At 35.8% G+C, this 24,844-nt stretch carries 20 protein-coding genes and 5 pseudogenes; 15 read left to right on the forward strand and 10 right to left on the reverse strand.

All coding sequences use genetic code 11. From position 1 onward, the window contains the following. Window positions 1-3 precede the first annotated feature (3 nt). The 4 genes and pseudogenes from lepA (at window position 4) to LA754_RS02005 (ending at window position 4,118) form a co-directional block, all read left to right on the forward strand. Window positions 4-1,800 (forward strand): translation elongation factor 4, encoded by a 1,797-nt coding sequence (gene lepA / locus LA754_RS01990; protein WP_006279999.1) that lies wholly within the window; start codon window positions 4-6, stop codon window positions 1,798-1,800. Between the two features lie 683 nt (window positions 1,801-2,483). Continuing rightward, a pseudogene (locus tag LA754_RS01995) lies at window positions 2,484-3,432 on the forward strand (IS5 family transposase). Next, window positions 3,429-3,683 (forward strand): hypothetical protein, encoded by a 255-nt coding sequence (locus LA754_RS02000; protein ID WP_049973607.1) that lies wholly within the window; start codon window positions 3,429-3,431, stop codon window positions 3,681-3,683. The pseudogene LA754_RS01995 and the gene LA754_RS02000 overlap by 4 nt, the downstream one beginning before the upstream one ends. Before the next feature lie 60 nt (window positions 3,684-3,743). Continuing rightward, window positions 3,744-4,118: a TrbC/VirB2 family protein gene (locus LA754_RS02005; protein ID WP_006279664.1), complete on the forward strand. Its 375-nt coding sequence runs from the start codon at window positions 3,744-3,746 to the stop codon at window positions 4,116-4,118. On the opposite strand, the gene LA754_RS02010 is transcribed toward LA754_RS02005, so the two are convergent. Both LA754_RS02010 and LA754_RS02015 read right to left on the reverse strand, forming a co-directional pair. After that, entirely contained in the window at window positions 4,094-5,092 is a 999-nt protein-coding gene (locus LA754_RS02010; protein WP_006279663.1) for a pyruvate dehydrogenase complex E1 component subunit beta, read from the reverse strand. The two genes, LA754_RS02005 and LA754_RS02010, sit on opposite strands and share 25 nt — an antisense overlap. Window positions 5,093-5,332: 240 nt before the next feature. After that, window positions 5,333-6,430: an ATP-binding protein gene (locus LA754_RS02015; RefSeq protein WP_006279662.1), complete on the reverse strand. Its 1,098-nt coding sequence runs from the start codon at window positions 6,428-6,430 to the stop codon at window positions 5,333-5,335. A gap of 719 nt (window positions 6,431-7,149) precedes the next feature. On the opposite strand from LA754_RS02015, the gene LA754_RS02020 reads away from it, so the two are divergent. The 4 genes and pseudogenes from LA754_RS02020 to LA754_RS02035 all read left to right on the forward strand — a co-directional run. Further along, complete coding sequence (locus tag LA754_RS02020; protein WP_174930852.1) at window positions 7,150-7,326, forward strand: hypothetical protein; 177 nt, start codon at window positions 7,150-7,152, stop codon at window positions 7,324-7,326. Between the two features lie 235 nt (window positions 7,327-7,561). Then, complete coding sequence (locus LA754_RS02025; protein ID WP_077188085.1) at window positions 7,562-8,827, forward strand: MFS transporter; 1,266 nt, start codon at window positions 7,562-7,564, stop codon at window positions 8,825-8,827. Window positions 8,828-8,987: 160 nt separating this feature from the next. Continuing rightward, window positions 8,988-9,140, forward strand: coding sequence for a hypothetical protein (locus LA754_RS02030; RefSeq protein WP_353285604.1), 153 nt, complete (start codon window positions 8,988-8,990; stop codon window positions 9,138-9,140). Further along, window positions 9,125-9,983: pseudogene (locus LA754_RS02035) on the forward strand (IS5 family transposase); the annotation flags it as partial. The gene LA754_RS02030 and the pseudogene LA754_RS02035, both read left to right, overlap by 16 nt. A gap of 23 nt (window positions 9,984-10,006) precedes the next feature. Here the strand turns inward: LA754_RS02035 and LA754_RS02040 are convergent. After that, window positions 10,007-10,530: pseudogene (locus tag LA754_RS02040) on the reverse strand (IS5 family transposase); the annotation flags it as partial. Between the two features lie 77 nt (window positions 10,531-10,607). Between LA754_RS02040 and tnpA the strand changes: the two are divergent. Beyond that, the gene (tnpA, locus tag LA754_RS02045) at window positions 10,608-11,045 is read left to right on the forward strand and encodes an IS200/IS605 family transposase (RefSeq protein WP_006279602.1); all 438 of its coding nucleotides are present in this window, start codon (window positions 10,608-10,610) and stop codon (window positions 11,043-11,045) included. A gap of 41 nt (window positions 11,046-11,086) precedes the next feature. Here tnpA and LA754_RS02050 read toward each other — a convergent pair. From LA754_RS02050 to LA754_RS02080, 7 genes and pseudogenes are all read right to left on the reverse strand, one after another. After that, window positions 11,087-11,383, reverse strand: a pseudogene (locus LA754_RS02050) (transposase); the annotation flags it as partial. A gap of 180 nt (window positions 11,384-11,563) precedes the next feature. Further along, window positions 11,564-12,532: an IS110 family RNA-guided transposase gene (locus LA754_RS02055; RefSeq protein ID WP_077190114.1), complete on the reverse strand. Its 969-nt coding sequence runs from the start codon at window positions 12,530-12,532 to the stop codon at window positions 11,564-11,566. A gap of 415 nt (window positions 12,533-12,947) precedes the next feature. Beyond that, entirely contained in the window at window positions 12,948-13,358 is a 411-nt protein-coding gene (locus LA754_RS02060) for a nucleoside deaminase (protein WP_077188051.1), read from the reverse strand. A 25-nt stretch (window positions 13,359-13,383) separates the two neighbouring features. Beyond that, the gene (locus LA754_RS02065) at window positions 13,384-14,988 is read right to left on the reverse strand and encodes a CTP synthase (RefSeq protein ID WP_077190130.1); all 1,605 of its coding nucleotides are present in this window, start codon (window positions 14,986-14,988) and stop codon (window positions 13,384-13,386) included. Continuing rightward, complete coding sequence (secG, locus tag LA754_RS02070; protein ID WP_010962615.1) at window positions 14,988-15,308, reverse strand: preprotein translocase subunit SecG; 321 nt, start codon at window positions 15,306-15,308, stop codon at window positions 14,988-14,990. Before secG ends, LA754_RS02065 begins: the two co-directional genes overlap by 1 nt. A gap of 94 nt (window positions 15,309-15,402) precedes the next feature. Beyond that, a protein-coding gene (locus LA754_RS02075; RefSeq protein ID WP_410530061.1) for an IS630 family transposase occupies window positions 15,403-16,414 on the reverse strand; the annotation gives its coding sequence in 2 pieces (ribosomal slippage) (window positions 15,403-15,933 and window positions 15,935-16,414; 1,011 coding nt in all). Between the two features lie 296 nt (window positions 16,415-16,710). Beyond that, window positions 16,711-20,208 carry a UvrD-helicase domain-containing protein gene (locus tag LA754_RS02080; protein ID WP_457923731.1) on the reverse strand — a complete coding sequence of 1,166 codons (3,498 nt, stop codon included), beginning with the start codon at window positions 20,206-20,208 and terminating at the stop codon, window positions 16,711-16,713. An 81-nt stretch (window positions 20,209-20,289) separates the two neighbouring features. On the opposite strand from LA754_RS02080, the gene LA754_RS02085 reads away from it, so the two are divergent. From LA754_RS02085 to LA754_RS02110, 6 genes and pseudogenes are all read left to right on the forward strand, one after another. Continuing rightward, window positions 20,290-21,156, forward strand: a complete 867-nt coding sequence (locus LA754_RS02085; protein ID WP_077188591.1) for a 4-(cytidine 5'-diphospho)-2-C-methyl-D-erythritol kinase — start codon at window positions 20,290-20,292, stop codon at window positions 21,154-21,156. A 3-nt stretch (window positions 21,157-21,159) separates the two neighbouring features. Beyond that, on the forward strand, window positions 21,160-21,516 hold the full coding sequence (locus LA754_RS02090) for an Mth938-like domain-containing protein (protein WP_006279996.1): 357 nt from the start codon (window positions 21,160-21,162) through the stop codon (window positions 21,514-21,516). Between the two features lies 1 nt (window position 21,517). Continuing rightward, window positions 21,518-22,327 (forward strand): metal ABC transporter permease, encoded by an 810-nt coding sequence (locus LA754_RS02095; protein ID WP_049973644.1) that lies wholly within the window; start codon window positions 21,518-21,520, stop codon window positions 22,325-22,327. Between the two features lie 173 nt (window positions 22,328-22,500). Continuing rightward, a complete protein-coding gene (locus LA754_RS02100; RefSeq protein ID WP_220468367.1) occupies window positions 22,501-22,638 on the forward strand; it encodes a hypothetical protein in 138 nt (45 codons plus the stop codon). A 5-nt stretch (window positions 22,639-22,643) separates the two neighbouring features. After that, window positions 22,644-23,660 carry a DNA polymerase III subunit delta gene (gene holA, locus LA754_RS02105; RefSeq protein ID WP_006279994.1) on the forward strand — a complete coding sequence of 339 codons (1,017 nt, stop codon included), beginning with the start codon at window positions 22,644-22,646 and terminating at the stop codon, window positions 23,658-23,660. 301 nt (window positions 23,661-23,961) lie between these two features. Further along, window positions 23,962-24,842: pseudogene (locus LA754_RS02110) on the forward strand (Rpn family recombination-promoting nuclease/putative transposase). Window positions 24,843-24,844 lie beyond the last annotated feature (2 nt).

Raw genomic sequence — 24,844 nt, forward strand, 5'->3', positions numbered from 1 at the left:
TAAATGAACAACATAAGAAATTTTGCAATAATAGCGCATATAGACCACGGTAAGTCAACGCTTGCTGACCGTTTAATAGAGGAATGTAACGGCCTTGAAGCAAGAGAAATGACCAATCAAATACTCGATTCAATGGATATAGAACGCGAACGTGGGATTACAATTAAGGCACAGACGGTAAAACTCAATTATACGGCAAACGACGGTAATCAATATTGCCTAAATCTCATGGACACCCCAGGTCACGTTGACTTTTCTTACGAGGTAAGTCGAAGCTTAGCAGCGTGCGAAGGTTCACTTTTAGTGGTGGATAGTAGCCAGGGCGTTGAAGCACAAACCCTTGCAAATGTATATAAAGCTATTGACAACAATCATGAAATAATAGTTGTGCTCAATAAAGTTGATCTTCCTGCTGCAGATCCAGAAGGGGTAAAACTCCAGGTTGAGGAAATAATCGGTATTGACGCAAGTGAGTCAGTTTTAATATCAGCAAAAACTGGACTTGGAATAAAAGATGTACTTGAAGCAATAGTGGCAAAACTTCCAGCTCCTCAAGGTGATGTAAATGCTCCACTGCAAGCAATTTTAGTTGATAGTTGGTATGACACTTACTTAGGAGTGGTAATTTTAGTGCGAGTTAAAAATGGAGTGCTAAAAAAAGGCATGAGAATTGTTATGATGTCTAATAATGCTACATACCAGATAGATAATATCGGTATTTTCACCCCTAAAAAAGTGATGACGGGTGAACTTTCAGCGGGTGAAGTTGGTTTTATAACTGCTTCAATGAAGGAAGTAGCAGACTGCAAGGTAGGGGACACTATCACTGAGGAAAAGAGACCTTGTAGTGAAGCACTTCCTGGATTTAAAGAAGTGCATCCTGTGGTATTTTGTAGCATTTTCCCTCACAAAACGGATGATTTTAAATATCTAAGGGAAGCTCTAGAGAAGTTACATTTAAATGATGCAAGTTTTACCTTCGAAGCTGAAACTTCAAATGCACTAGGCTATGGATTTCGTTGTGGTTTTTTGGGAATGTTGCATCTTGAAGTTATTCAAGAAAGGCTCGAGAGAGAATTTGATTTAGACCTAACAGCAACTGCGCCAAGTGTTATATATAGGGTTACAACACAAAGTGGTGAAATTTTGAATATTCATAACCCAAGTGATATGCCAGATCCAACGAAAATTGAAATTGTGGAAGAACCATGGATTACCGCAACCATAATGGTTCCTGATCAATACTTGGGAGAGATTCTATCTCTATGTGAAGAAAGGAGGGGAGAACAGGAGGATTTATCTTACATTGGTAACACAACAACAGCATTGTTAAGATATAAATTACCACTGTCTGAAGTTGTTTTTGACTTTTATGATCGATTAAAATCAATTTCCAAAGGATATGCAAGCTTAGATTGGGAAATTTCCAGCTATCTGGTAAGCCAAATAGATAAATTAAGCTTTTTAATTAATGGAGAGCCCGTAGATGCACTGGCTTGTATCGTTCACAAAAGTAGGGCAGAAAAAAGGGGGCGTGAAATATGTGCACGCTTGAAGGATTTAATACCACGTCAGCAATACAAAATCGCGATTCAAGCGGCAGTGGGCGGAAAAATTATTGCCAGAGAAACGATTAACCCATACAGAAAAGATGTAACAGCTAAACTCTATGGTGGAGATGTAACGCGAAGAATGAAACTACTTGAAAAGCAAAAGAAGGGTAAAAAAAGGTTACATTCTATAGGGAACGTAAATATTCCACAGAATGCTTTTATTCAAGCCTTGAAGATAAGTGATTGATCTTAAAAGACTTCTTGTATAGTTTTTGGCAACAACCGTTAGAAACGAAAAAACTTACTTGACAAACTCCGCCAGCCCCCTTATCATGAAACTGAAGCTATTTATTTATCTTCTCTGTACAGATTAAATGACAAAAAAACTCACGTATCTGGCGTCTCATGTTTAATTTTTTGCACTATGTGCACCTTATGTCTTTATCAAACTTCTACCTACATAAGCTGAAACGCGCTTATAAAGCGTTTAAAACATAAAAAAACGCCAACTTAAAAAATGGATAGTGAATAACTAGCTACCCTAGGGTTTCTTTTGCCTTTTTTTCTGTTTAGTAAATTTCTTAATGTTTCTAATTTAGATTAGTTGCGGTTTAAAAGCAACTGAATCGCGGTTATTAAGCATTTAGAATAAAAAAACGCCATACTTGAAAGTATAATGTAAGTAATTAGCCAACCACGGGGCTTCTTTTGCCTTTTTTTTCCATTTGGTAAATTTCTTAATGTTTATGGCTAAACGACAACCGTCATCCCGCTACTTGTTAGCGGCTGAGATACCGCGGCGGTATGACGTAGGACTGCTGTCATTCCAGTGCTTGACACTGGGATGGCTTTGTTGCATAGCAACTGAAAAATCTGGTGGCTACTGACAAAATTCATTATAAATAGCGATTTAACTGTTGAAGAAAAAATATGCCACAAAAAATGAGGGTCAGTAACCATAGCGAATATAACAAATTTCTAGAAAAAAGAGGAAATATTTTTCATTATATCAACGAAGCCATAGAAAAGTGGTACGAGAATGGTCCAAAAATACCAGGTGGCAACAATATTTATAGCGATAAAGTTGTAATTTTGGTGCACATAATAACTTGTTTATTTAGAATAGGCCTGAGGCAAACAGTTGGGTTTATAGCAGGATACCTTGAGCAAATTGGGAAAAATCTGCAAGTTATCAGCTATTCACAATCATCAAGAAGGTTTAAGAAACTCAATATTAAGATCAATGATTGCAGAAAATAATATGGAAGATATCGAAATTGCTATAGACAGTACAGGAATTAGTATATACAACAACACTCCTGGTCATAGCAAAGAAAATAGCGAAGATAGAAAGTATCGCAGCTATGAACAGACAAGAAAATTGCATGTAATGTTGAATACAAACAGCAAAAAAGCCATAGCTGTAAAATACAGTAACGGTGTCTACTCTGATCACTATGGAGCTTGTGATTTGCTAAAAGAAGTCGATTTTCAGTATGTCATAAAAGTACTATATGCAGATAGGGCATATGACAGAGAAAAGCTCTATAAGCTGTGTAATCAATATGGTATAAAAACGAAAATTTCTCCGAAAAACAACGCAGCAGAGCATCCAAAATTGGATTATATGCTTGATAGAAATGCCGCTATTCAGTTAATGAAATTACATGGTGAGAATGGTATAAAAAGATGGAAAGAAGAAGTAAATTACGGAAAAAGATCGTATATTGAAGGATTTTTCTCAAGGTTGAAGCGAATATTTGGGTTTAGTTTTAGGAGCAAATCTGAAATTAATCGTGAGAAGGAACTGCTACTCAAGTGTTATTTGCTTAACAAATTTACTGAAATAGGCATGGCTAAGTTTGAGATAGCTTCATGAATTTATTGTACGTTACCTACTATCCGAAGAGCGATGCAACAAAGCCCACTGGGATCCAGTTGAGCTATTTCAACAAAAATACTGCATTTGAGATGAACGTTCCAGACTTATTTACAAATATAACAATTAAAGTCTGGATTCCAGCGTCAAGCACTGGAATAATATCGTTTACTATGTCTATATTACAATATTTGTGCAGTTGTGTATCAACTACTTTTGTGGCACTGTTTGTTATTCAATCTTTATGCTAGTTTTACTAAAAATTATAGTATTTTAGGTATAATTGCAATATCTAAATTTAAGGTATAGAGATGAACCCTAGGAAAGTTTTTAATATTCTTTTTATAGTATTATTTATTTCTTTTTCTCATGTTGGGAGTGCTGCCGCTGACACTAATACTGATACAACTGCTCAAGTAATATGTAACATTATTGGCTACGTTTGGGGAATAGGCGGACCGCTTATGACCGTAGTGATAATAGGTGCAGCTTTGCTTGCGATATTTGGTAGAATGCCATGGCCAGCGCTTTTTGCACTCGGTATATTTTGTGCTGTATTTTTCGGTGCTAAAACTATCGTCATAAAAGTAATGGGTGGTATAGGCGGCACTGGAAATACTTCTTTGATGGACCAATGTGGAACAGGAGACACAAAAAAGAACTATTTTTTTCTAAAACAGACCTGATGTACGGCTTTAACTATATCTTCCACTTGTGGTAATGCTTTTTTTTCTAGATTTGCAGCGTAAGGTAAGGGGATGTCCTTGCCAGTTACGCGTACAACTGGAGCATCAAGGTAGTCAAATCCTTGTTCCATAACAACGGCTGACAGCTCTGCTCCTATTCCTGCAAATGGCCATCCTTCTTCTACACTAACTAACCTATTAGTCTTCTGAATAGAGTTAATAACAGTTTGAGTGTCAAGTGGTCTTAAGGTTCTGAGGTCAATAACTTCAGCTTCTATACCTTCACTCGAAAGTAAATCTGCTGCATTTAAGGCATCCATTAATTTTAATGAAAAAGCAGTGATAGTTACATCCTTTCCTTCCCGTATAACAGCAGCTTTGCCTATTTCAAGTAGATAATCTTTGTTTGATAGCTCAGAGTCAGAAACTTCATGCTCATGTCCATAAGCTATTTCGTTTTCTAGAAATATTACCGGATTAGGGTCACGAATTGCAGCTTTAAGCAGACCTCTGCAATCGGAGGCAAAATAGGGTGCTATTACTTTTAACCCCGGTATATGCGAATACCAAGCTGCAAAGCATTGAGAATGTTGTGCAGCAACTCTTGCTGCAGCGCCATTTGGTCCACGAAATACTATAGGGCATCCAAGTTGTCCGCCTGACATATAATTTGTTTTTGCTGCGGAATTCACAATTTGGTCAATAGCTTGCATAGAAAAATTAAAAGTCATAAACTCGACTATTGGCTTTAATCCAGCAAATGCCGCTCCAACAGCAAGGCCAGCAAATCCGTGTTCGGTAATAGGCGTATCAACTACTCTGTTTTCTCCAAACTCTTTCAGTAATCCTTTCGTTACTTTATAAGCACCATCATACTCTGCAACTTCTTCACCCATGATAAGCACATCAGAGTCGTTTTGCATTTCTTCTCTAATTGCTGTGCATAAAGCTTCTCTTACACTTAAGGTTGCCATTTATAAACTTTTATAGACTTTAACTAAAGTAACTATATCAGAATTACTGGGGGTAAGTAAAGTGTACAAATTAAGTTTTACAAACATCATGACCAACTCATTCCAAAAAAAAATCTTCTCACGCTTGCTGTTTTTTGTTGCTGGAAATGGCTGGATTATTTAAGCTTTTAGTAATGTATGTTGTTAAATTAATAGCAATTTATTTGGAAATAACAGAAAAATTTATGATAGTTTTATACTCTAAATAGAATAAGATACTTCTGTCTGTGTCTCCACGTTTGAAACTAACCTTATTCTATCTCTTTCTTGTTCTGGACTTAACCTGTGAAGCGCGTAACTGAAATCTTCCTCACTCACTACAAGCCGTCTTTGCGCACCAGCGCTAATGTTTGCTTCATTCACTAATTGCTCTAATTCAGCCCCAGAATAGCCTTCAGTCTTGTCTGCAATGTCTTGGAGGTTTAGCTTTTCATCAGTTTTTGTACCTCGCATATAAAGTTCCAATATCCTTTGTCTCACCTCTATGTTTGGATTAGGGACATAAACCTTCTGACCTAAACGTCCAGGTCTAATAAGTGCTGGATCTATACCACCGATAAGGTTAGTTGCACCAATTACTATTATATCTTTTCTGCTCTTAAATCCATCTATTTCAGTTAACAACTGTGTTAAACTCTCTCGACAATGGTAAGCTGAGTTATTAGCGGTACTTCTTTTTTGAGCAACTGCATCTATTTCATCTATAAAGACTATACAAGGAGAATATTTTTTTGCTATTTTAAAAAGCTCGCGTACAGCATGTGCACCATGACCAATATATACTCCAATAAGTTCAGGACCTGAGATGCTTATGAAATTCATATTTGATTCACCTGCAATTGCACGAGCGATAAGTGTTTTACCATTTCCAGGAGGGCCATGTAATATGTAACCTCTTAGTGAATTAATACTTTTATTTCCAAACAGCTTGCGCATTTCTTCTGTCATTTGGTCACAGCAAATCATCTGCAACCGTTGTTTTAAGGAGTCATCAATTATAGCATCAGCAAATGTTATTCTTTTATCATCTGAATCAGCTAATTCTATCGATATAGGCAGCTCTACTTCCTTTAGTTTGCTGAATATTTGATCATATATAAACCAAGCAATAAAAAAGAAAACGACAAGTAACACAAAAGGCATAGCTTCACTAACATAATGTGCAGCTAACTCATACCCTTTACTGAGCAACGTTGTATGCATATAGGCAAACAAAAAAGCGATAGAGATAATAGTTGCCACGCATAGTAAACAGATTGAAATTCTTTTTAGTAATTCTGAAATTTCAATTTTTTTCATCTTAATATCTTATACCAATTTTAAACTAAGAATAATTTTATCTAGCCTACCTATTTTAGCTTGATTAGAGCGTTCCGAAAAATTATCAAGTACGTACTTTAACTTATTAAATACTAAAAACAATATATCCCCATATTGTCACATACATCCTTAAAGTTTACCAAATTCATTTTCAAAAAACAAGATTTTATTATTAACCCGAATTCTGGATTAGATTTTAGGTAAATTATTGAAAGTCTTGAATTTTACTAAATTAGTAACTAGTCTTAAAATGCTTACTGCTTTATCGTAAATGCTAAAACAATAAGCTATTGATATTCTTGTTTTTTTTAATCTCCAATCCAGAATTCGGGTTAAAAACGCTAACTTGTATCTTCAAGAAGTAAGACATAATAGCTCTAAAATGTCTTGCAAGGAAAGGTAAAGCTGAACGCTAACTTATGCCAGAAAAATACCGTCTTGTTTGCCTTTTTGAGTAGTATCATCTTATTTTTCCTGTAAATTTTGTTTATAACGCCTAAGATTTACGATATTTTAATCCCGGTAGAATATCTTATAAAATCAGATTATATGTTATACCTATGGAAATAGATAACTTTCAGCAATATTACAACCAAGAAGAAATGAAGACAGTAACATTAGCTCAAATTTATAAAGACTTGGTAATAAAGATATCCGATATAGCCACAAGCAAAATGTAAGCTACTATTAATGGTATTATGGAAATAGCACCAACGATACCACCTACTATACCTACTACCAGAGGTGACGGAGTAGTAAGGCTTAATATAATAAGTGGGAGAGATATAATTGATAGTATTATAGAAATTACACCTACTGTTTTCAGAAGAGATAGAAATCCTTTTGAATCTAAGTGTTCTTTTTCCCTTAAATAATATAAAGAAAATGCTTATACACATTATAGCACAAAGTATTACTGCTGCTATTTTTATTATAGCTGCTGCTATAAGTGCTGCTAAATAAGCTATATTCATTATAACTTTACCACTAAACTTAATAACACTGCAATTATCACACACCATAATAAAAAAGTCAACTCCATATGTTTAGGTTGTAAAATCCCAAAAAGCAGCCAGAATAGAATAAGCAAACATTTACGAATTGAATTTAGTGCAAACAAGGGTGTTGATATCAACCATACTCTGCAGAATCGCAATATGGTATGACTACATGCTTTTTATTGATTTGATTAACATAATCAGCAGAGAGTTTTGTTTTGCAAAAGATGTCTACAGTAACATACTGCAATTATTTGGAATTGTAGGGCTAGGTGCAATTGTAAGGCCACTTGGTGCATTCATATTTGGTCACGTTGGTGACAGGTATGGAAGGAGGATAGCATTAATAATTACTATCTTGCTAATATCGATACCATCAAGTCTCATTGCATTTATTCCAAGTCACAATCAAGTAGGTATAATTTCTACTATATTGCTTCTTGCAATCCATATAACACAAGGAATTGCACTTGGTGGTGAACAAGGAAGTTCTGTTTATCTTATAGAGCATTTATCCAGTAGGAAAGAGAACTTAGGGATGTATTTTGGAATGATGGGTTTTGGTCGCTCCATTGGCGTCTTGCTTTCTGCGGTGATAGTGATTATCTGCAAAAAAACTACTGATTTTTGTACCTGGGGTTGGAGATTGCCATTTATTTTCTCAGCTATTTTAGGATTAATTAGCGCGTATAGCATATACACATTGGGAGAAACTCCAGCATATGAAAAAAATCGAAAACAAAGAAATTTATCTGATTTGCCAATAATAGAGCTTATAAAACGCCACAAGAGAGCTCTTATACTTGCTATTTTAATATCTGTACCTGTTAATGTTGCTGTTGGATTTACCATATTTCTTCGAACTCTCGCAAAGGAAATAGCATCAGTGGATGTTTATGTAACAACATATATCAACGAAATTGTATTGATTATAACCAGTGTATTAATGCCGATATCTTCAATAGCGTTTGGAATGTTGGCTGATAAAGTTGGAAAAGAGCGCACTGCAATCTTATTTATAGCAATTACAATGGCACTGTGTTGTCCTGCGTTATCTATTGCATATTACCATAAAAATTATCTTGTGATTGCGTTGAGCGTAATGGTTCTCTCTATAATAGAAAGGGGTATAGTTCCCATAGGAATAGTTGCATCTGAACTCTTTCCTACCAATGTTAGATTTAGTGGTGTGAGCTTATCACGCAATATCTCTTATGCGTTACATGGAGGATTTACTCCTATGGTTTGTATTTGGTTGACTGTAACATTTCCTCAAACAAACCTTGCTGCTGGGCTTTATATAGTCTTCTGCTTGTTGATCAGTGTGGTAGCAATATTGCAAATAAAACCGCAAGATAAGAAATTTGATTGGTCTTAGTTTTCTCCTATGTGATTTGATAGACCGGGAAAGGGTTTCATCTAAGTAGCTGACACCCTGACAACCGTCATCCCGCTGCTTGTTAGCGGGATCTAGAGATACCGTGACGGTATGACGTAGGACTGCTGTCATTCCAGTCTGAAATCCAGAGAAAAGGATGATGTCATCCCAGTGTCCCTGTAATGTCATTCCAGTGCTTGACACTGGAATGGCTTTGTTGCATCGCTCAAGTGAAAAGAACTGGCAGTTACTGACAAAATTCATTATAAATAGCGATTTAACTGTTGAAGAAAAAATATGCCACAAAAAATGAGGGTCAGTAACCATAGCGAATATAACAAATTTCTAGAAAAAAGAGGAAATATTTTTCATTATATCAACGAAGCCATAGAAAAGTGGTACGAGAATGGTCCAAAAATACCAGGTGGCAACAATATTTATAGCGATAAAGTTGTAATTTTGGTGCACATAATAACTTGTTTATTTAGAATAGGCCTGAGGCAAACAGTTGGGTTTATAGCAGGATACCTTGAGCAAATTGGGAAAAATTTGCAAGTTATCAGCTATTCACAATCATCAAGAAGGTTTAAGAAACTCAATATTAAGATCAATGATTGCAGAAAATAATATGGAAGATATCGAAATTGCTATAGACAGTACAGGAATTAGTATATACAACAACACTCCTGGTCATAGCAAAGAAAATAGCGAAGATAGAAAGTATCGCAGCTATGAACAGACAAGAAAATTGCATGTAATGTTGAATACAAACAGCAAAAAAGCCGTAGCTGTAAAATACAGTAACGGTGTCTACTCTGATCACTATGGAGCTTGTGATTTGCTAAAAGAAGTCGATTTTCAGTATGTCATAAAAGTACTATATGCAGATAGGGCATATGACAGAGAAAAGCTCTATAAGCTGTGTAATCAATATGGTATAAAAACGAAAATTCCTCCGAAAAACAACGCAGCAGAGCATCCAAAGTTAGACTATATGGCTGAGAGAAATTCTGCAGTCAAGCTCATAAAGTCATATGATGAAGATGGTATAAAGAAGTGGAAAAAAGAGATGAGTTATGGAAAAAGATCTTATATAGAAGGTTTTTTCTCGCGATTAAAAAAGACATTTGGATTTAGTTTTAGGAACAAATCTGAGAGGTTGTCCGGAAACAAGTAAATTCAAGCATATTCCCTCTTTAACATAACCCTACTCATAGCTAGGTATATGAAATTCTCAGTGGATGTTGTGAGTAAATCATACTCCTTCGATAGCCTTCTATTCCTATTAACCCAAGCAAAAGTCCTTTCTACAACCCATCTTCTTGGCTGTACTTTAAACCCTTGTTCTCTTGTTGGTAGTAGCTCAGGTGGCGTATCTTTGTGCACCCAAAATCTACATGGAGGCCTTGTAACAATTTCAATATCTATGTCATATTCTTCCTTTATGTGATTCTTTAAATTTCTTCCTTGGTATCCCATGTCAGCCCACATTTTTTTAACTTTAGTATATTTTGTTCTCATATTGTTTAATGCTATTTTAATACCATCTCTATCATTTTCCTTAGCAGCGCCTACGTAACAACCTAGTATAAAACCCTGAGTGTCTGTAATTATATGCCTTTTTCTACCCTTTACTTTTTTACTTCCATCATAGCCTTTGATCCCCCCTTTTCTGTAGTCTTTACAGATTGACTTTCCATAAGATGGTACAAGCCTCCACCTTCTAGGTGGAGAAACTTTAGTTTGTCAATGTCATAACTGTACTTTATAAAGTATAGTTATGACGGAATATGACAAAGGAAAACACACTGTATTTTATCATAGGTACCATATAGTCTGGATTACAAAATATCGGTACAGAGTATTAACTAAGGCTATGAAGGAGAGAGTACGAACAATCATAGCAGAAGTATCTGAAGAAATGGGGATTAAGATAGAAAACGGAGTAATATCATCAGATCATTTACATTTATTCGTAGTAATACCTCCTCATATAGCTGTGAGTGATTTTGTTCAAAGAGCCAAAGGCAGGTCTTCACGCAAAGTTCAACAAGAATTTCCAGAGCTAAATAAAATGTACTGGGGAAAGCGTTTTTGGGGAAGAGGATACTTTAGTGCTACCAGCGGACATATCACAGATGAAGTCATTAATGAGTACATCAATAAACATACAGATGCACATCAGCCTCATTCTATATCTAGTATAAGATTGGAGTAGCTTTAGCTTCTCATCGCGCTTCCAGCGCTATATCCAACCTTTCGGCTCTCAGCCGATAGTGGTTGAGTATCTACTATACAGGCACTTGGCTGCTCATTCCTTCCTATTTTTCTTCTACTATATTTTGTAATTTCATAATTCATTTTCTCAAAAATTCCCTGCTTCTTCCATTGCCTGAACTGCTCATACACAGTCTTCCATAGCGGAAAATCATTTGGTAAATACCGCCATTGACACCCTGTACGCAATACATAGAAAATTGCTTCTAATATTTCTCTTTTGCTATACTTTGGCGGCCTTCCTCCTTTCTTGTATGATACTCTGAAGTGTTTTTCTATTCTTGCCTATTCCCTTTCGCTTAGATCTGTTGGATACTTTTTTCTCATCTTTACCCCGTACTAAAATTTCAGATATTATAGCCTTTTACTTGTTTCCGGACAACCTCTAAGCAAAGGAGTGATACTGTGTCTGAGTGAAAATCGTTGAGATCCCAGATACTGTCTCTGCTGTCAAACAAATTATCCAACAAAATTACAATTAAATGGTTGATTATTTTTAAGAATACCAAAAAAGACATGCATTAATTTTCGCATTAACGCAAGAACTATGACTTTTGGACATTTGCCTTTACTTGCTAGACGCTGACAAAACTTTTGAAAATGATTATTATGGTTTTTGACTACTATAGCTGGCATATAAAGAGCTTTTCGAATACGCTCAGATCCTATTTTGCATATGCAACTTCTCTTACTTACTGACGATCCCGATTGATAATGTCCTGGATTTAGACCAGCAAAAGCTGTAAATTGTTTAGCATTGTCAAAGTTATCAACTGATGGCATTTCTGCGACAACAGCAACAGCAGTAAGATATCCTATACCTTTTATAGTCTTAAGGTTTTCCACCATATTTTTTAGATGTGGATAGTTATTTATATGCTCATTAATTTCTTTTTCGAGAACAATAATTTGCTCCTCTATTGCCAAAATTACTTTAGATATAGCTTCTTTGCAACTGGAATGCATATTTTTGTTTTCCAAGCGATTTGTCTGTTGCACCTTATCATCTTTTAGCGATTGCATGCAACGGTAAAGCTCCCTCAAATGCCTCATTTCAGGTGTAATGGGCTTCCAAAGAGCAGGTTTGTTGGCGATACAAAATCTAGCTATCATAGCTGCATCTGATTTATCTGTCTTATTTCTGAGCAGCTCACTTTTGCCAAAAGCTTTGATTTGGGCTGGGTTTACTATACTGACATTATGTCCTAAATCGTGCATAAAAGTAGCCAAATCTTCTCCATACCAACTAGTTGCTTCAAGACATAAATGAGTAAGATTTGCTCCATGGCCATTGCACCAAACTACAAGTTTTGCAAAACCATCTTGATTATTTTGAAAGACTTTGTGTCGTTTTTTACTGTCCACTAACAAACAAACATCAAATTTCTTTTTTGAAATATCCACACCCAAAATAGCATTTACTTGCATAAAATTGCCTCCAAGACTATAAATAAACTGAGAGTTTAGACTAACCTTGTAATACGGGATATAATTCCAAAAGATACTGTTCAGTCTTTAACTCTATGGGAGGGAAGCAAAATCTGGGACTCGGCCTTAATGGCATTAGTGTCGCATCAGCTTCACCCTCCCTGTGAGGTATTTTAGCTCTAATGCCTCACATCATAAAGATACAAGTGTCTAGGCACTGGGATGACAAAGGAGGGCAGTGTCAGCTACTCGGATGACACCCTGCTGGTGGACAATGTTTGTATAGTTGTGCGTCACGCGCTGGAATGACGAATTACTTAACCGCCATACCGTCACGGTATCTCCTAGCATAGATCCCGCTAACACGTAGCGGGATGACGATTTTGTATCGGAAAACAAGTAGCATGACGATTTATCAAATGTTCCTTAGTTTCTCAAAAAAATCCTTTAACAAAAAAGAGCATTCTGTTTCTAATATTCCACCATAAACTTCAGGTATATGGCTGCAAAATTGAAATATCTTAGCACCATTTTCAATTCCTCCACCTTTTGGATTATAAGCTCCAAAGTACAATCGTTTAATTCTGGCAAAGGAAATAGCTTGAGCACACATCGGACATGGTTCTAATGTTACGTACATATCAGCATCACAAAGCGTGGAAGTTGAAAATGCTTGTCTGATCGCTAACATCTCTGCATGTGCAGTTGGATCGTTAGATATATTGTGTGCAGAAGAAATGATATTGTCTCCACTCACTATTACAGCACCTATGGGCACCTCATCATTTTTTTGAGCGAGTTTGGCTTGCTCTATGGCAAGCTCCATATATTGATACTTAAACACTAGGCACTTATTTCTTATCAATTGCTGCTTTAACGAACGACACGAAAAGAGAATGAGGAGAAAACGGCTTTGATTGAAATTCTGGATGAAACTGCACACCAATAAACCACGGATGACTCTCTAACTCCACTGCCTCTATGCACGTTCCATCTTCTGATATGCCACTGCATAGCAGCCCATTTTTTTCCAAATCATCTTTATAATCTGAATTGATTATGTATCTATGCCTGTGTCTTTCTGAAATAGTAGTGTTACTATATGCATCCATCATTTTAGAGTTTGCATTTATATTACATTTGTATGCCCCAAGTCTCATGGTTCCACCAAGATCGTCATCTTGATCGCCAGCTAACTTAACGATTGGATGTTTACAGTTACGAAATTCTTCAGAGTGTGCATCTTCAAGCTTAACAACATTACGAGCAAATTCAATAATTGCAAGCTGCATACCAAGGCAAATTCCGAAAAATGGGATATTATTTGTACGGGCATAATTTATTGCTAATATTTTACCCTCTACTCCGTCATCACCAAACCCCCCTGGAACAAGGATTGCATGAGAATTCTGTAATTTCTCTCCTATAAGTTTTTCATTTATAGGTTTTTCTTCCTTCTCTCTTGAGTTAACCCAATTTATCTTTACTTTGACTTTATTACTAATCGCACCATGATTTAATGCTTCAATCAGTGATTTGTATGCATCAGGGAATTCGGTGTATTTTCCCACTATAGATACAGTAACTTCCTGTGTTGGGTGCCTTATGGAATGCACTATTTGATCCCATTCAGTCAAGCTTGGTTTTGGCTTACTTAAATGAAAGTGCTCCAAAATTTGCGTATCAAGCCCACATTGGCTATACAACACCGGTAACTCATATATATGACTCACATCAGGGGCAGGTATTACATTGGATAAAGAAACATTGCAAAGCTTAGCTATTTTCTCTCTTTGATTATCGAAAATTTCTTTCTCACTGCGGCATAATATAATATCTGGTTGTAACCCCGCGGAATTTAACTCTCGAACTGAATGCTGCGTTGGTTTTGTCTTTAATTCTTGCGCTGCGGTAAGATATGGTATTAAAGTTAAGTGAATCAGGATAACTCTTTGTTTTCCTAATGTGTAGTTAACTTGGCGTATAGCCTCCAAAAATGGTTGGCTTTCAATGTCACCTACAGTTCCGCCTATTTCACATATTACAAAATCTAAACCTTCCGTACCATTAAAAATGAACGATTTGATCAAATCTGTCACATGAGGAATGACTTGCACAGTTTTGCCCAGATAATCACCACGCCTCTCTTTCTTCAATAACTCATGATATATCTTACCAGTTGTTATATTGTCATCTTTTGTTGCTTTAATTTTAGTAAAACGCTCATAATGCCCAAGATCCAAATCAGTTTCAGCACCATCTTCGGTAACAAATACCTCTCCGTGCTGAGTTGGGTTCATTGTCCCAGGATCAATGTTGAGATACGGGTCAAGTTTTCTGATACGGATCTTAAAACCGTGAGCTTGAAGAAGCGCACCAACGCTTGAAGCAACTAAGCCTTTACCAAGCGACGATACAACTCCACCTGTAACAAAGATAAATTTAGCTTCCTTCATTAATTTTCAAATGGAACAGAAGTAGGTTCACTTTCTTGCTTTTTTTCTAATATAATTTTCTCTGCAATCGATTTTTTATGTACGTCTTTTGAATATAATCCTGACAATAGCAATGTGTTTATAATAAACAATCCAGCAACAATAGCCGTTATTCTGCTGAGCGGGTTTTCAGAAGATTTCACCGGAATCATCGAATTGACCCCCTGTTGTGTATTACTAAAACCACTTAATGAACTACTCCCAGGTGGCTGCAAGAGCACTAAAATTACTAACACAACAACCAATATTATTTGAAATATACTTAATACCGCTACTGACATTATAGATAGGGCTGAAAATAAAAATCTTAGCAGTACAAAGCACGTAAGTCAAGAACATCTGTCACCCAAATAACTTGAAATCTAATACCAATTCTCATTGTTGTCCAGTCAAATAGGAAACATTGCAGAGTTGTTTAATTGTGGAGCTGGCAAGAGAAGTAATAAATTTGCACAAAGCACCCTCAAGTAGAGCAATTGTATCGTATATTTTATTGCGCAAAATGTTCTGTTTTATATATAACCAAAGCCTCTCAACAGGATTTAGCTCAGGTGAGTATGGAGGTAGGTATATAATGTCGATATTTTTAGGTACCTTTAAATTTTTTGACCTATGCCAACTAGCACAGTCCATAACGAGAAAAGCCTCTCGTGTTTCTAGATATTGCGAAATTTGCTCAAGAAATATGTTCATGCAATCAGTGTTGACATTTGGTGCAAATAAGCTAGAACTCTCTCCATTTCTAGGATTAACTGCACTATAGAGATAGAAATTTTGCCTACCTAATTTTGTTTTAACCTGTGTTCTAATCCCCTTTTTAAACCACCCATGTCCAACTTTTGAATGTGTGCCAAACCGTGATTCATCAAAGAAAAATAGCTCTTTTTCTGGATACTTGCTAATAGCTCAATTGAGATTTTTTTTTGAATTCCTCTTGTTTGCTTTTATCTTGTCCATTATGAACTGGTCTTGGTGTAATATATGAGAATTTCATCTTTTGCATATGGCGGTGTACTGTAGATTTGCTGATATTTAATCCGAACTTTTCCTGGATTCTTATTCTCATTTCTTTAATGGTGATATTAGGATTTTCTTCTATCCACTCTTCAATTTGCTGTAGTTGAGCCTGATTTAATTTAGTTTTTCTACGACGTTGTGAAGGAGCAAACAGTTTTTCTTCTCTGCCAATTTTCAAGAGTTTTACCCACGAAGTTAGTGCGCTTCTTGAAATGCAATATATTTTTGCTACAGCCGTTATACTGTACTTTTTTGCTGCAATTACAGCATTTAGTTTTTTTGAAACATATGCATTATTCCTTACTTTCTTCAGCATTTCTTTTGCTGATTCTACTACTTTTTCATCCAATAATTTTGATCTTAATGCCATTTAAACCTCGCTATTTTACTTACTTCAGTATGGCTTTTCTTCCATCATTGTCCATCTGTTTGCCCTGTAATGGGAATTGGTATCACCAAACCCAATGCATTACTTGCAATTAAGTTTCCTGGATCCCAGTGTCTGGGCACTGGGATGACACCGTCATAAAGGAACCAGTGTCAGCTACTTTCATGACACCCTTCTGGTAGGCCCAAATCGCAATGTTCGTACAGTTGTGGAATGAATCGCGGGATGACGGTTCGCGGTGGTATGACGTAGTAGCTATTTCTTGCAATCAAGTTTCGTTAAAAGTCAGATTGAATGGTTAAATCTTCCACCCAAATAACCACGCACTCTACTTGCTTGTTTGGATATATTTCTTGTACTAAGGTTTTATAGGTCAACATTTGCTTTTTTATTTCATTTAATGAGGAAACAGAAACGTTACGGTGTGACTTGTAGTCAATTATGATTGCTTTATCTTGCGTTATGCATAGCCTATCTAGTCGTACTAATACTGACTTGCCATCAATTGTTCCACTCAGTGTAATCTCTGATTTGCCTTCCAAGTCAAACAAATAGCCATATTTTTCATTAAAGGCTAATATTTTACTGTAAATTTCATCCTTATCTTCGCTGATGTTATCAAGGTATTTTCTGACCCAATTTTTTCTCCTTTCTTTTTCTATCTTGGGCATATACTGCAATATGCTGTGAATAATCAGGCCTCTTGCATAACCATCTGTCATCCCAATGCTCCTTGTTGTCATTCCAGCACTCTCATCTGTCATTCCAATACCCCTGTCTGTCATTCTAATACCCCTATTTGTCATCCCAGTGCTTGACACTGGGATCCAGGCCTTTTTTTCTCCAGGTTCCAGCGTCACGCGCTGGAATGACGAAAGAGAGTGCTGAAATGATACCGAAGAGTGAGCTGACACTTGTTCTCCTTCTTTTTTACTGGATCCCAGTGTCAAGCACTGGGATGACAGGGGAGAGCGAGTAGCTGATGCTGGTTCTCCTTCTTTTTTACTGGATTCCAGTGTCAAGCACTGGAATGACATTGATAGGTTTGGTGGAAGGGAAATGACCGGAACGTCAAAGTAATCACGTTTTTTATAAATGTAAGGGTAGTTTGCATTCACGCATAATACTTCAACTTTTTCTTTAAATATTGGCCGTAAATCCCTTTGTTTCTTTTCATATGGTTCTCCGTACTTAGTGATTAGATCATACCAAGAGCCCTTTTGCACTGGCTCTTTACTTAAGATGTATAACTCATCTTCAGCACGTGTGAGTGCTACGTATAATAAACGCAAATATTCATTATAATCCTCTAGTTTTTTCTCTCTTTTTACTTGATCGCAATAAGCGTTGTTGTTTTTTCCACACCAAAATGGCACTTCTGTTCCATCAAAGATAATGCTTTCACTGTTTCTTGGCACTGTGTTTGTATCAACCAAAAATACTATGGGAGCTTGCAGACCTTTTGATTTATGAATTGTCATTATTCGCACAGCATTGCGTTCTGATTGCATATCATTCTTAATCTCCGGGTTATTCTCCTTGATCCACTGAACAAACGCTTGAAGAGATGGGTTTTCAAATTGCAACACGAGGTTCATAAATTCGTCTAGAACCTCAAAGCACTCAAGACCTAGCCTTGCAGCAAATTTCTTCTTACCTGTACGCAATATATGTGTAAATAGTGCAAGAGGAGACTCTGTGCGAGATAAGTTAATGAGATAGTTTAATTCACTGTAGATAACCACAGAATAATCCTGAATTCTTTCCCATAGTGAATGCTCTTTACGATCATATGCAATGTTAAATAAATCATCCTCGGTAAAATTGAATAACGGTGATTTTAAAGCATTTGCAAGAGCTAGATCATTTGCCTGGAGGAGTAAAAATTCGGCCAAAGCTATTAAGTCCTGCACGGCTATATAGTCCATAATTCTAAAATAATCTCGGCCTACAACTGGCACGTTTGCTTTTTTAAGTTCGCTTATTATGTAATCAACCAATACGTTTCGTTGTCGTACCAGAACCATAATGTCTCTTGGTTCTATATGGCGATCTTTAGCAACTAAAATCCGCCCTTCGTTTAACCAATTGTGAATTTTGTGGGCTATTGCCTGAGCAAGTAATCGATCTGCTATTGTATAACCTTCCTTACATATCAGAGGAATTTGTAAAGCTTGCTGTTCTTCCTCTTTACACTTTGGTAACGCTGGCCAAATTTCAATATATCCTTGATCATTTTCTCTATGTGGAACATGTTTTATTTCATTATCAACAAAAGATATTTCTGCGCGGAAGTTGTTAAATATTCTATCTACAAGCATCAAAACTTCTGGAGTTGAACGAAATGACTTTTCAAGTTGGCATGATATCCAATCTCTACCACCAGTTTTCGTATGAAAGTATTGTTGCATATAGTTGAATAGATGGGGATTTGCTCCTTGAAATCTGTATATGGATTGTTTTACGTCACCAACTACAAATAAGGTTCGCTTTTCATCATTACCGGCAAAAAATTCATCGCAGAGATTTGTTATAATTTTCCACTGGCTGATGCTATTGTCTTGTGCCTCGTCAACAAGGATGTGATCTATTTTTTGATCCAAGTTAAACAATATCCAATCTTTATAGTTTGGATTGCTAAGAAGATTTGTTGCTAAGTTGATTATATCATTGTAGTCAAGCAGTGCATTTTTTGATTTTTCACTATTATACAAATCAACATATACTTTAAATACACCAAGTAAGCTACTGGTTCTCTTGAATATTTGATAAGAGTTCATGTCTCTTATATGGGTAAATACTACATTCTGAACGCTCTCTATTATTTGCTCTGCATCTTTGAATTTCTCCAAAATACTTTTTGTTGCAATGGATGATATGCTCTTTTTTTCGTGCGATTCTGATTTGAGAAATACCTTGGCTAGGTTTTCTATTTTGGTGTCATTCCACTTTATTCCGGTGTCATCCGAGTAGCTGACACTGGTTCTTTTTTTCTGGATCCCAGCTGGGATGACAGTAGAATAAAGTATTTCACTATAACTCTGATCTCTTTTACTGCCTTCACTTAATATCTCGGCTAGTCTTCCCACGTGCTCAGTCGTTTCACTCTGTAAATCATGAATTCCATCTGGAGCATTGAGTTTTTCTTTGATGTATTCTGAATCATTTGCTGACATCGATCTTTTTACACATAAAGTATAAAGCAAATCGCGTAGTTTATCTTCATCAATTTCAGTTGCAATAAGGTTGATATCATCCTGCACGGTTTCGTTATGAAGCACTTTATTGAATATGATGGAATGTAATTCTTTACATTCACTCAGCGTGCAATTTGGAGCAATGCCAGCTTCTATAGGAAAGCTGGAGATTAATTTGTAACAGAAAGCGTGTATGGTTTGTATAGTTAGACCAAGATTTTCCAGTTCAGAGAAAAGCCTTCTTGCTCTTGTTAAGTGACGATCAAGTGCTTCATTTTTTCTGGATTCCAGCGTCAAGCACTGGAATGACACCGATTCCTCACTTAAATGCAAGAGGTCTAGTTGTTCCAGATCCATTATTAATTCACTCTCTGAGCATATTGCCCACTTACTGAGTATGCTGTGAATGCGATTCTCCATTTCGTTTGCTGCAGCATTGGTGAATGTTAAGCAAAGAATATTTCTTTTGTTTTCTAATAAAAGTCTCAATACTCTGTCTATTAAGATTTTTGTTTTGCCTGTACCAGCGGACGCATTTACCCACACAGAGAAATTAGGATTTATGGCATTTGATCTCATCAGAAGTGCGAGAACCTTATAGAAGTTGACTAAAATAGCATTATACATATAATGTAAAAATAGTGTTAGTGAAGATATATAATGAAAAGTTTTTGTGTAAAGGCGCCTGCAAAAATCAATCTTTTTTTGCATGTTGTAAATAAGAAGGAAACAGGATATCACTTGATTGAGGGTTTGTTTGTCTTTGCTAATCTCTCTAATTTTTTGGAAATAAAAGTAGGTGAGAAGGATTCTAGATACGATAACTCTACAGTTGAATTTATAAACTCCGAGTCTAGAATAAATAACCAGTATAACACTGTAATGAAAGCGGTTAATCTGCTGCTTAGGCATGCTCCTGTACGCACTAAAGTCACTGTAAAGGTTGTAAAAAACATACCAATTGCTGCAGGACTTGGTAGCGGATCCTCAGATGCTGGAGCTGTGGTACGTACGCTAGGGAAGCTGTGGGAGATTGATAGGACGATTTTAAATGAAATAGCCTTAAACGTTGGTGCTGATGTTCCCGCAAGCGTAGATAGCAAGCCAGTTTTTGTTAGAGGTATTGGCGAAGAATTATGCCACATTAAAAAATTCTCTTTATCTACAAATGTGGTGCTTGTGAAACCGAAAAAAAGGTTTTTGAGTACACCAGAGGTATTTTCCAAACATGAAGGAAAATTTTCTGAGCCAATTAAATGGAGCGATGACGCTGAAAAGGATTTGTTGAAGCTTCTTAAAGAGACGAGAAACGATCTTCAAGAAATAGCAATAAGCTTTGTACCTGAAATTAAGGATGTGATATCAACACTTGAGTCACAAGAAGGTTCTATACTTTCTCGCATGTCAGGCAGTGGTGTATCATGCTTTGGAATATTCGATAGTGAGGAAAATGCAAAAGCTGCTGCAGTTAATATCGGAAAAAAGCAACCAGAATGGTGGGTATGTGACACTCAATTAATAGTTTGACTTATGCCCTTAATTTCCGAGAATAAAAATCTTATAAATGGTTACAGGGAAGGAAAATTTTTGGTGAATAATAGAGAATATTGCGGCTCAATTATAATTTTTCCTGAAAAGGTGATTAAATTGAAAGAAAGTGATATAAATAGCAAGGAACATTTTAAATCTTTTTTAACAGAGGAAATAGAAATTTTGATAATAGGTACTGGTAAAACACGCAATATACTAAGTTCTTCAGTGAAGTCCTATCTTATGGAACAAAAAGGTTTAAATTTTGAATTTATGACAACAGGTTCTGCATGCAGAACCCATAATATTCTGATATCCGAAGATAGATTTGTTGTCAGTTATCTAATAGCCATATAGCATGTTTGAAATGTTTACCCAGGATTTTTTCATCAACAGTCTAGTTGCAGTAGTTGTAATTAGCCTAGTAACAGGCGCTTTAGGATCGTTTATGATATGGCAAAGGTTATCTTATCTTGGTGATAGTTTGTCCCATTCTTCGTTGCTTGGTGTTGCACTTGCTTTAATCTTTAAGATTAGCCCATCGCTTAGCATAATGCTCATTGCAATTACATTTGCTATACTACTTTCTCTTAATTTTAACAGATTATATTCTGCTGATACGATATTGAACATTGTTACCAATGTAGTTTTATCATCGAGTTTAATACTTATGTCTTTTCTTCCATCTGGCAATAATAGTATTATTAGCTCACTGTTTGGTGATATATTAACGCTCGATCAAAGTGATATAGTATTGATTTTTTTAACCTCTGCAGTAGTTACTTTGATATTAATATTTAGATGGCGTTATTGGTTAATGATTTCAATTAATCAAGATTTAGCAGTAGTTGAAAAAATTAATGTTACCTTTGTTAGACTAGAATTTTTAATCACTCTTGCTATATTTATAGCAATTGCTGCCCAATTAATAGGAATATTACTTATTGCTGCATTTTTGCTAATACCAGCAGCATCTGCAAGGCTCATTTCGAAAACTCCGATGCAGATGATTATTGTTGCAACAGTTTTTTCTGTGATCTCTGGGATATCAGGTCTCATGTTATCTGCAAGTTTTGATTTGTTAACTGGACCTGCAATTATACTTGTTGCAGCCGTATATTTAATTATCGCTTATTTTATAAGGCTAGTATTAAGCAGGTTGGCTTAATTTTAATCTCGAATGTTAATAATTTTGTAATATACTCATTATAAAACATCACTATCTTAGCACAAAATAGTTTTTGCTATACTATTATTTATATGCTAATGATAAGTTGTTAATTTTATGGAGTAAGCAATATGAGCGAAGAAGGATTTTTTTCCAAATATATATCTTAACCTGTGAAAAAATTTTATAATTATATTACAGGAAAAACAGAAGAGTCGGATAATGTGCAGAGTACGGCAGATGATATTGTACAAGAAAGCTCAGAGTCTTTGGACACTCATGTACAATCAAATGAGAATGATATCATATAGGTGGCATGAGGGTTACACCATCCAAAGTTAAAAGATTCCTAGAGAAACCTGATGCTTTACGTGGTGTGTTAATTCATGGAAGTGATAACAGTAGGGTTGATTTTTATGTACAAGAAATAATTGCCAGTTTGGATGAGTATTCAGTTCAGGTGATGGATTTTGCAATAGTGAATAAGTCACCCGGTTTACTATTTTCTGAATTGGCAAACATTTCGATGTTTACCAGCAAAAAATTAATTAAACTGATAAATGTGAGTGGAGGTATATCCAAAGAGTTAAAAAACGTATTGGATTATAATGCAAGTGGTCATTATGTAATGATGACAGCAACTGATCTTCCACACAATTCTGCAACCAAAAGTTATATGGAGAGTTCAAAAATTTTTGGTGTGATTGCTTGCTATAAAGACAGCAACAGCAATCTTTATGATATTATATCAAGTTACTTAAAACAAAATGATATAAAATGCACAAATGAGATAATCTACCATTTGCAATCTTACTTTAATCATAGCAAGCTGCCTATATGTTCAGAACTTGAGAAGTTAGTTTTATACTTAGGGGAGAGAAAAGACCTAAAACTTACTGATATAGAATTATGCTTTTCAACTTCCGGCAACGACTATGCTACACTTGATGATCTATGCTCTGCCATAGCAAGTAAAGATATGTCGCGTTTCATTAGAATTTCTGATGCATTGATATCGCAAGAAAATTTTTCACCGATAGCACTAATTCGCATTATATCAAATTATTTCCTACGCCTTGAAACCGTTTTGCTGTCAGTGCAAGGTGGAATGAGTGAGCAGGCTGCGATTGATCAGCTAAGCCCTCCATTGTTTTTTAAACAATTGCAGAGTTTTAAATCTCATTTGAAAAGTTTGCAACTTTCAGAACTTAAGAAGATCTTGGAAAAATTGATAAGCTTAGAAGTTACCTGTAAAAAAACTGACTTGGATCATAAAATGATTTTTCAACAGGTGATTTGTCATATTACAAATACAGTTACTTGCTATAGCTAACAAAGATAAGGTGTAACCAGACTGCATTCTGTGATTTTAGCAAAACACGATCTTTCATTTGAGCTTTCTTCAATTTAAAATAAATACAGAAAATTGCTGCCTATAGCTAAAGTAACTTAGGTTCACCGACAATCGTCATCCCGCTACTTGTTAGCGGAATCTATGCCGAGATACCGCGAATGAATCGCGGTATGACGGTTCGTGGCGGTTATGACATGTTAGCTATAGCTATCTTCAAAAATATGGTTGAATAATTGTTAATAATAGTGTATAATTATTAATATTTTTAAGCACTTTGGCTATGGCTCTTTCAAAATTTCTCGATCCTCGCAATGATTTGTGTTTCAAAAAAATCTTTGGAACGGAAAAAAATAAGAATATCCTTATTCACTTTTTGAACGATATTTTAGGGTTTACTGAGATAAATGCAATACAAGAAGTTGAATTCCTCAGTACTATTATGGATCCCGAAGTTGCCTCTGATAAACAGAGTATTGTTGATGTTCTCTGCAAGGATTCTATTGGTAATAGGTTTGTGATTGAGATGCAGCTTGCTCGTGATAAAGGTTTTGAGAAACGTGCCCAACTGTATGCTGCTAAGGCTTACTCAAGACAATTAGATAAATCTGGCAACTACATTGATTTAAAGAAAGTCTTCTTTATTGCTATTTCCAATTGTAACTTACTTCCTGAAGAAGTTGATTATATCTCTACTCATAATATACGTGATATAAAAACCAACGGCCATTACTTAAAAGATTTTCAATTTATCTTTATAGAATGCCCAAATTTTCAAAAAGTAAAGTAGAGCAGCTAGAAAGTACAGTAGAAGGGTGGTGTTTCTTTTTTAAATACGCAGAAGAAACAACAGAAGAGGACTTAAAGGAGATAGCAGAAAAAGCACCAATAATAAAGCTAGCATATGATGAATTAGACAAGTTTCGTTGGAACGAAAAAGATTTAGTAGCTTACGAAGAAAGGATAATGGATCTACGCAAAAAAGAAGCCATTCTTGAATACAGACTTGATCTTGCTGAAGAGAAAGGTAGAGAGGAAGGTAGAAAAGAAAGGGAAATTGAAGTCACAAAAGCAATGCTGGCTAATAATGTTGATGTCAACACTATTGTCAAGTTTACTGGCCTTTCTATTAGTGAGATTGAAGAATTAAGTGGAAATCTGTGAAC

Source organism: Wolbachia endosymbiont of Muscidifurax uniraptor, assembly GCF_054149795.1.

Coding starts and splice junctions, on each gene's coding strand:
- LA754_RS02020 (WP_174930852.1), top strand. CDS start 7,150: ATGGAAATAGCACCAACGATACCACCTACTATACCTACTACCAGAGGT.
- LA754_RS02010 (WP_006279663.1), bottom strand. CDS start 5,092: ATGGCAACCTTAAGTGTAAGAGAAGCTTTATGCACAGCAATTAGAGAA.
- LA754_RS02065 (WP_077190130.1), bottom strand. CDS start 14,988: ATGAAGGAAGCTAAATTTATCTTTGTTACAGGTGGAGTTGTATCGTCG.
- LA754_RS02060 (WP_077188051.1), bottom strand. CDS start 13,358: ATGGAGCTTGCCATAGAGCAAGCCAAACTCGCTCAAAAAAATGATGAG.
- LA754_RS02055 (WP_077190114.1), bottom strand. CDS start 12,532: ATGCAAGTAAATGCTATTTTGGGTGTGGATATTTCAAAAAAGAAATTT.
- LA754_RS02005 (WP_006279664.1), top strand. CDS start 3,744: ATGAACCCTAGGAAAGTTTTTAATATTCTTTTTATAGTATTATTTATT.
- LA754_RS02090 (WP_006279996.1), top strand. CDS start 21,160: ATGCCCTTAATTTCCGAGAATAAAAATCTTATAAATGGTTACAGGGAA.
- LA754_RS02030 (WP_353285604.1), top strand. CDS start 8,988: ATGTCATCCCAGTGTCCCTGTAATGTCATTCCAGTGCTTGACACTGGA.
- secG (WP_010962615.1), bottom strand. CDS start 15,308: ATGTCAGTAGCGGTATTAAGTATATTTCAAATAATATTGGTTGTTGTG.
- tnpA (WP_006279602.1), top strand. CDS start 10,608: ATGACGGAATATGACAAAGGAAAACACACTGTATTTTATCATAGGTAC.
- LA754_RS02080 (WP_457923731.1), bottom strand. CDS start 20,208: ATGAGATCAAATGCCATAAATCCTAATTTCTCTGTGTGGGTAAATGCG.
- LA754_RS02015 (WP_006279662.1), bottom strand. CDS start 6,430: ATGAAAAAAATTGAAATTTCAGAATTACTAAAAAGAATTTCAATCTGT.
- holA (WP_006279994.1), top strand. CDS start 22,644: ATGAGGGTTACACCATCCAAAGTTAAAAGATTCCTAGAGAAACCTGAT.
- LA754_RS02095 (WP_049973644.1), top strand. CDS start 21,518: ATGTTTGAAATGTTTACCCAGGATTTTTTCATCAACAGTCTAGTTGCA.
- lepA (WP_006279999.1), top strand. CDS start 4: ATGAACAACATAAGAAATTTTGCAATAATAGCGCATATAGACCACGGT.
- LA754_RS02085 (WP_077188591.1), top strand. CDS start 20,290: ATGAAAAGTTTTTGTGTAAAGGCGCCTGCAAAAATCAATCTTTTTTTG.
- LA754_RS02000 (WP_049973607.1), top strand. CDS start 3,429: ATGAATTTATTGTACGTTACCTACTATCCGAAGAGCGATGCAACAAAG.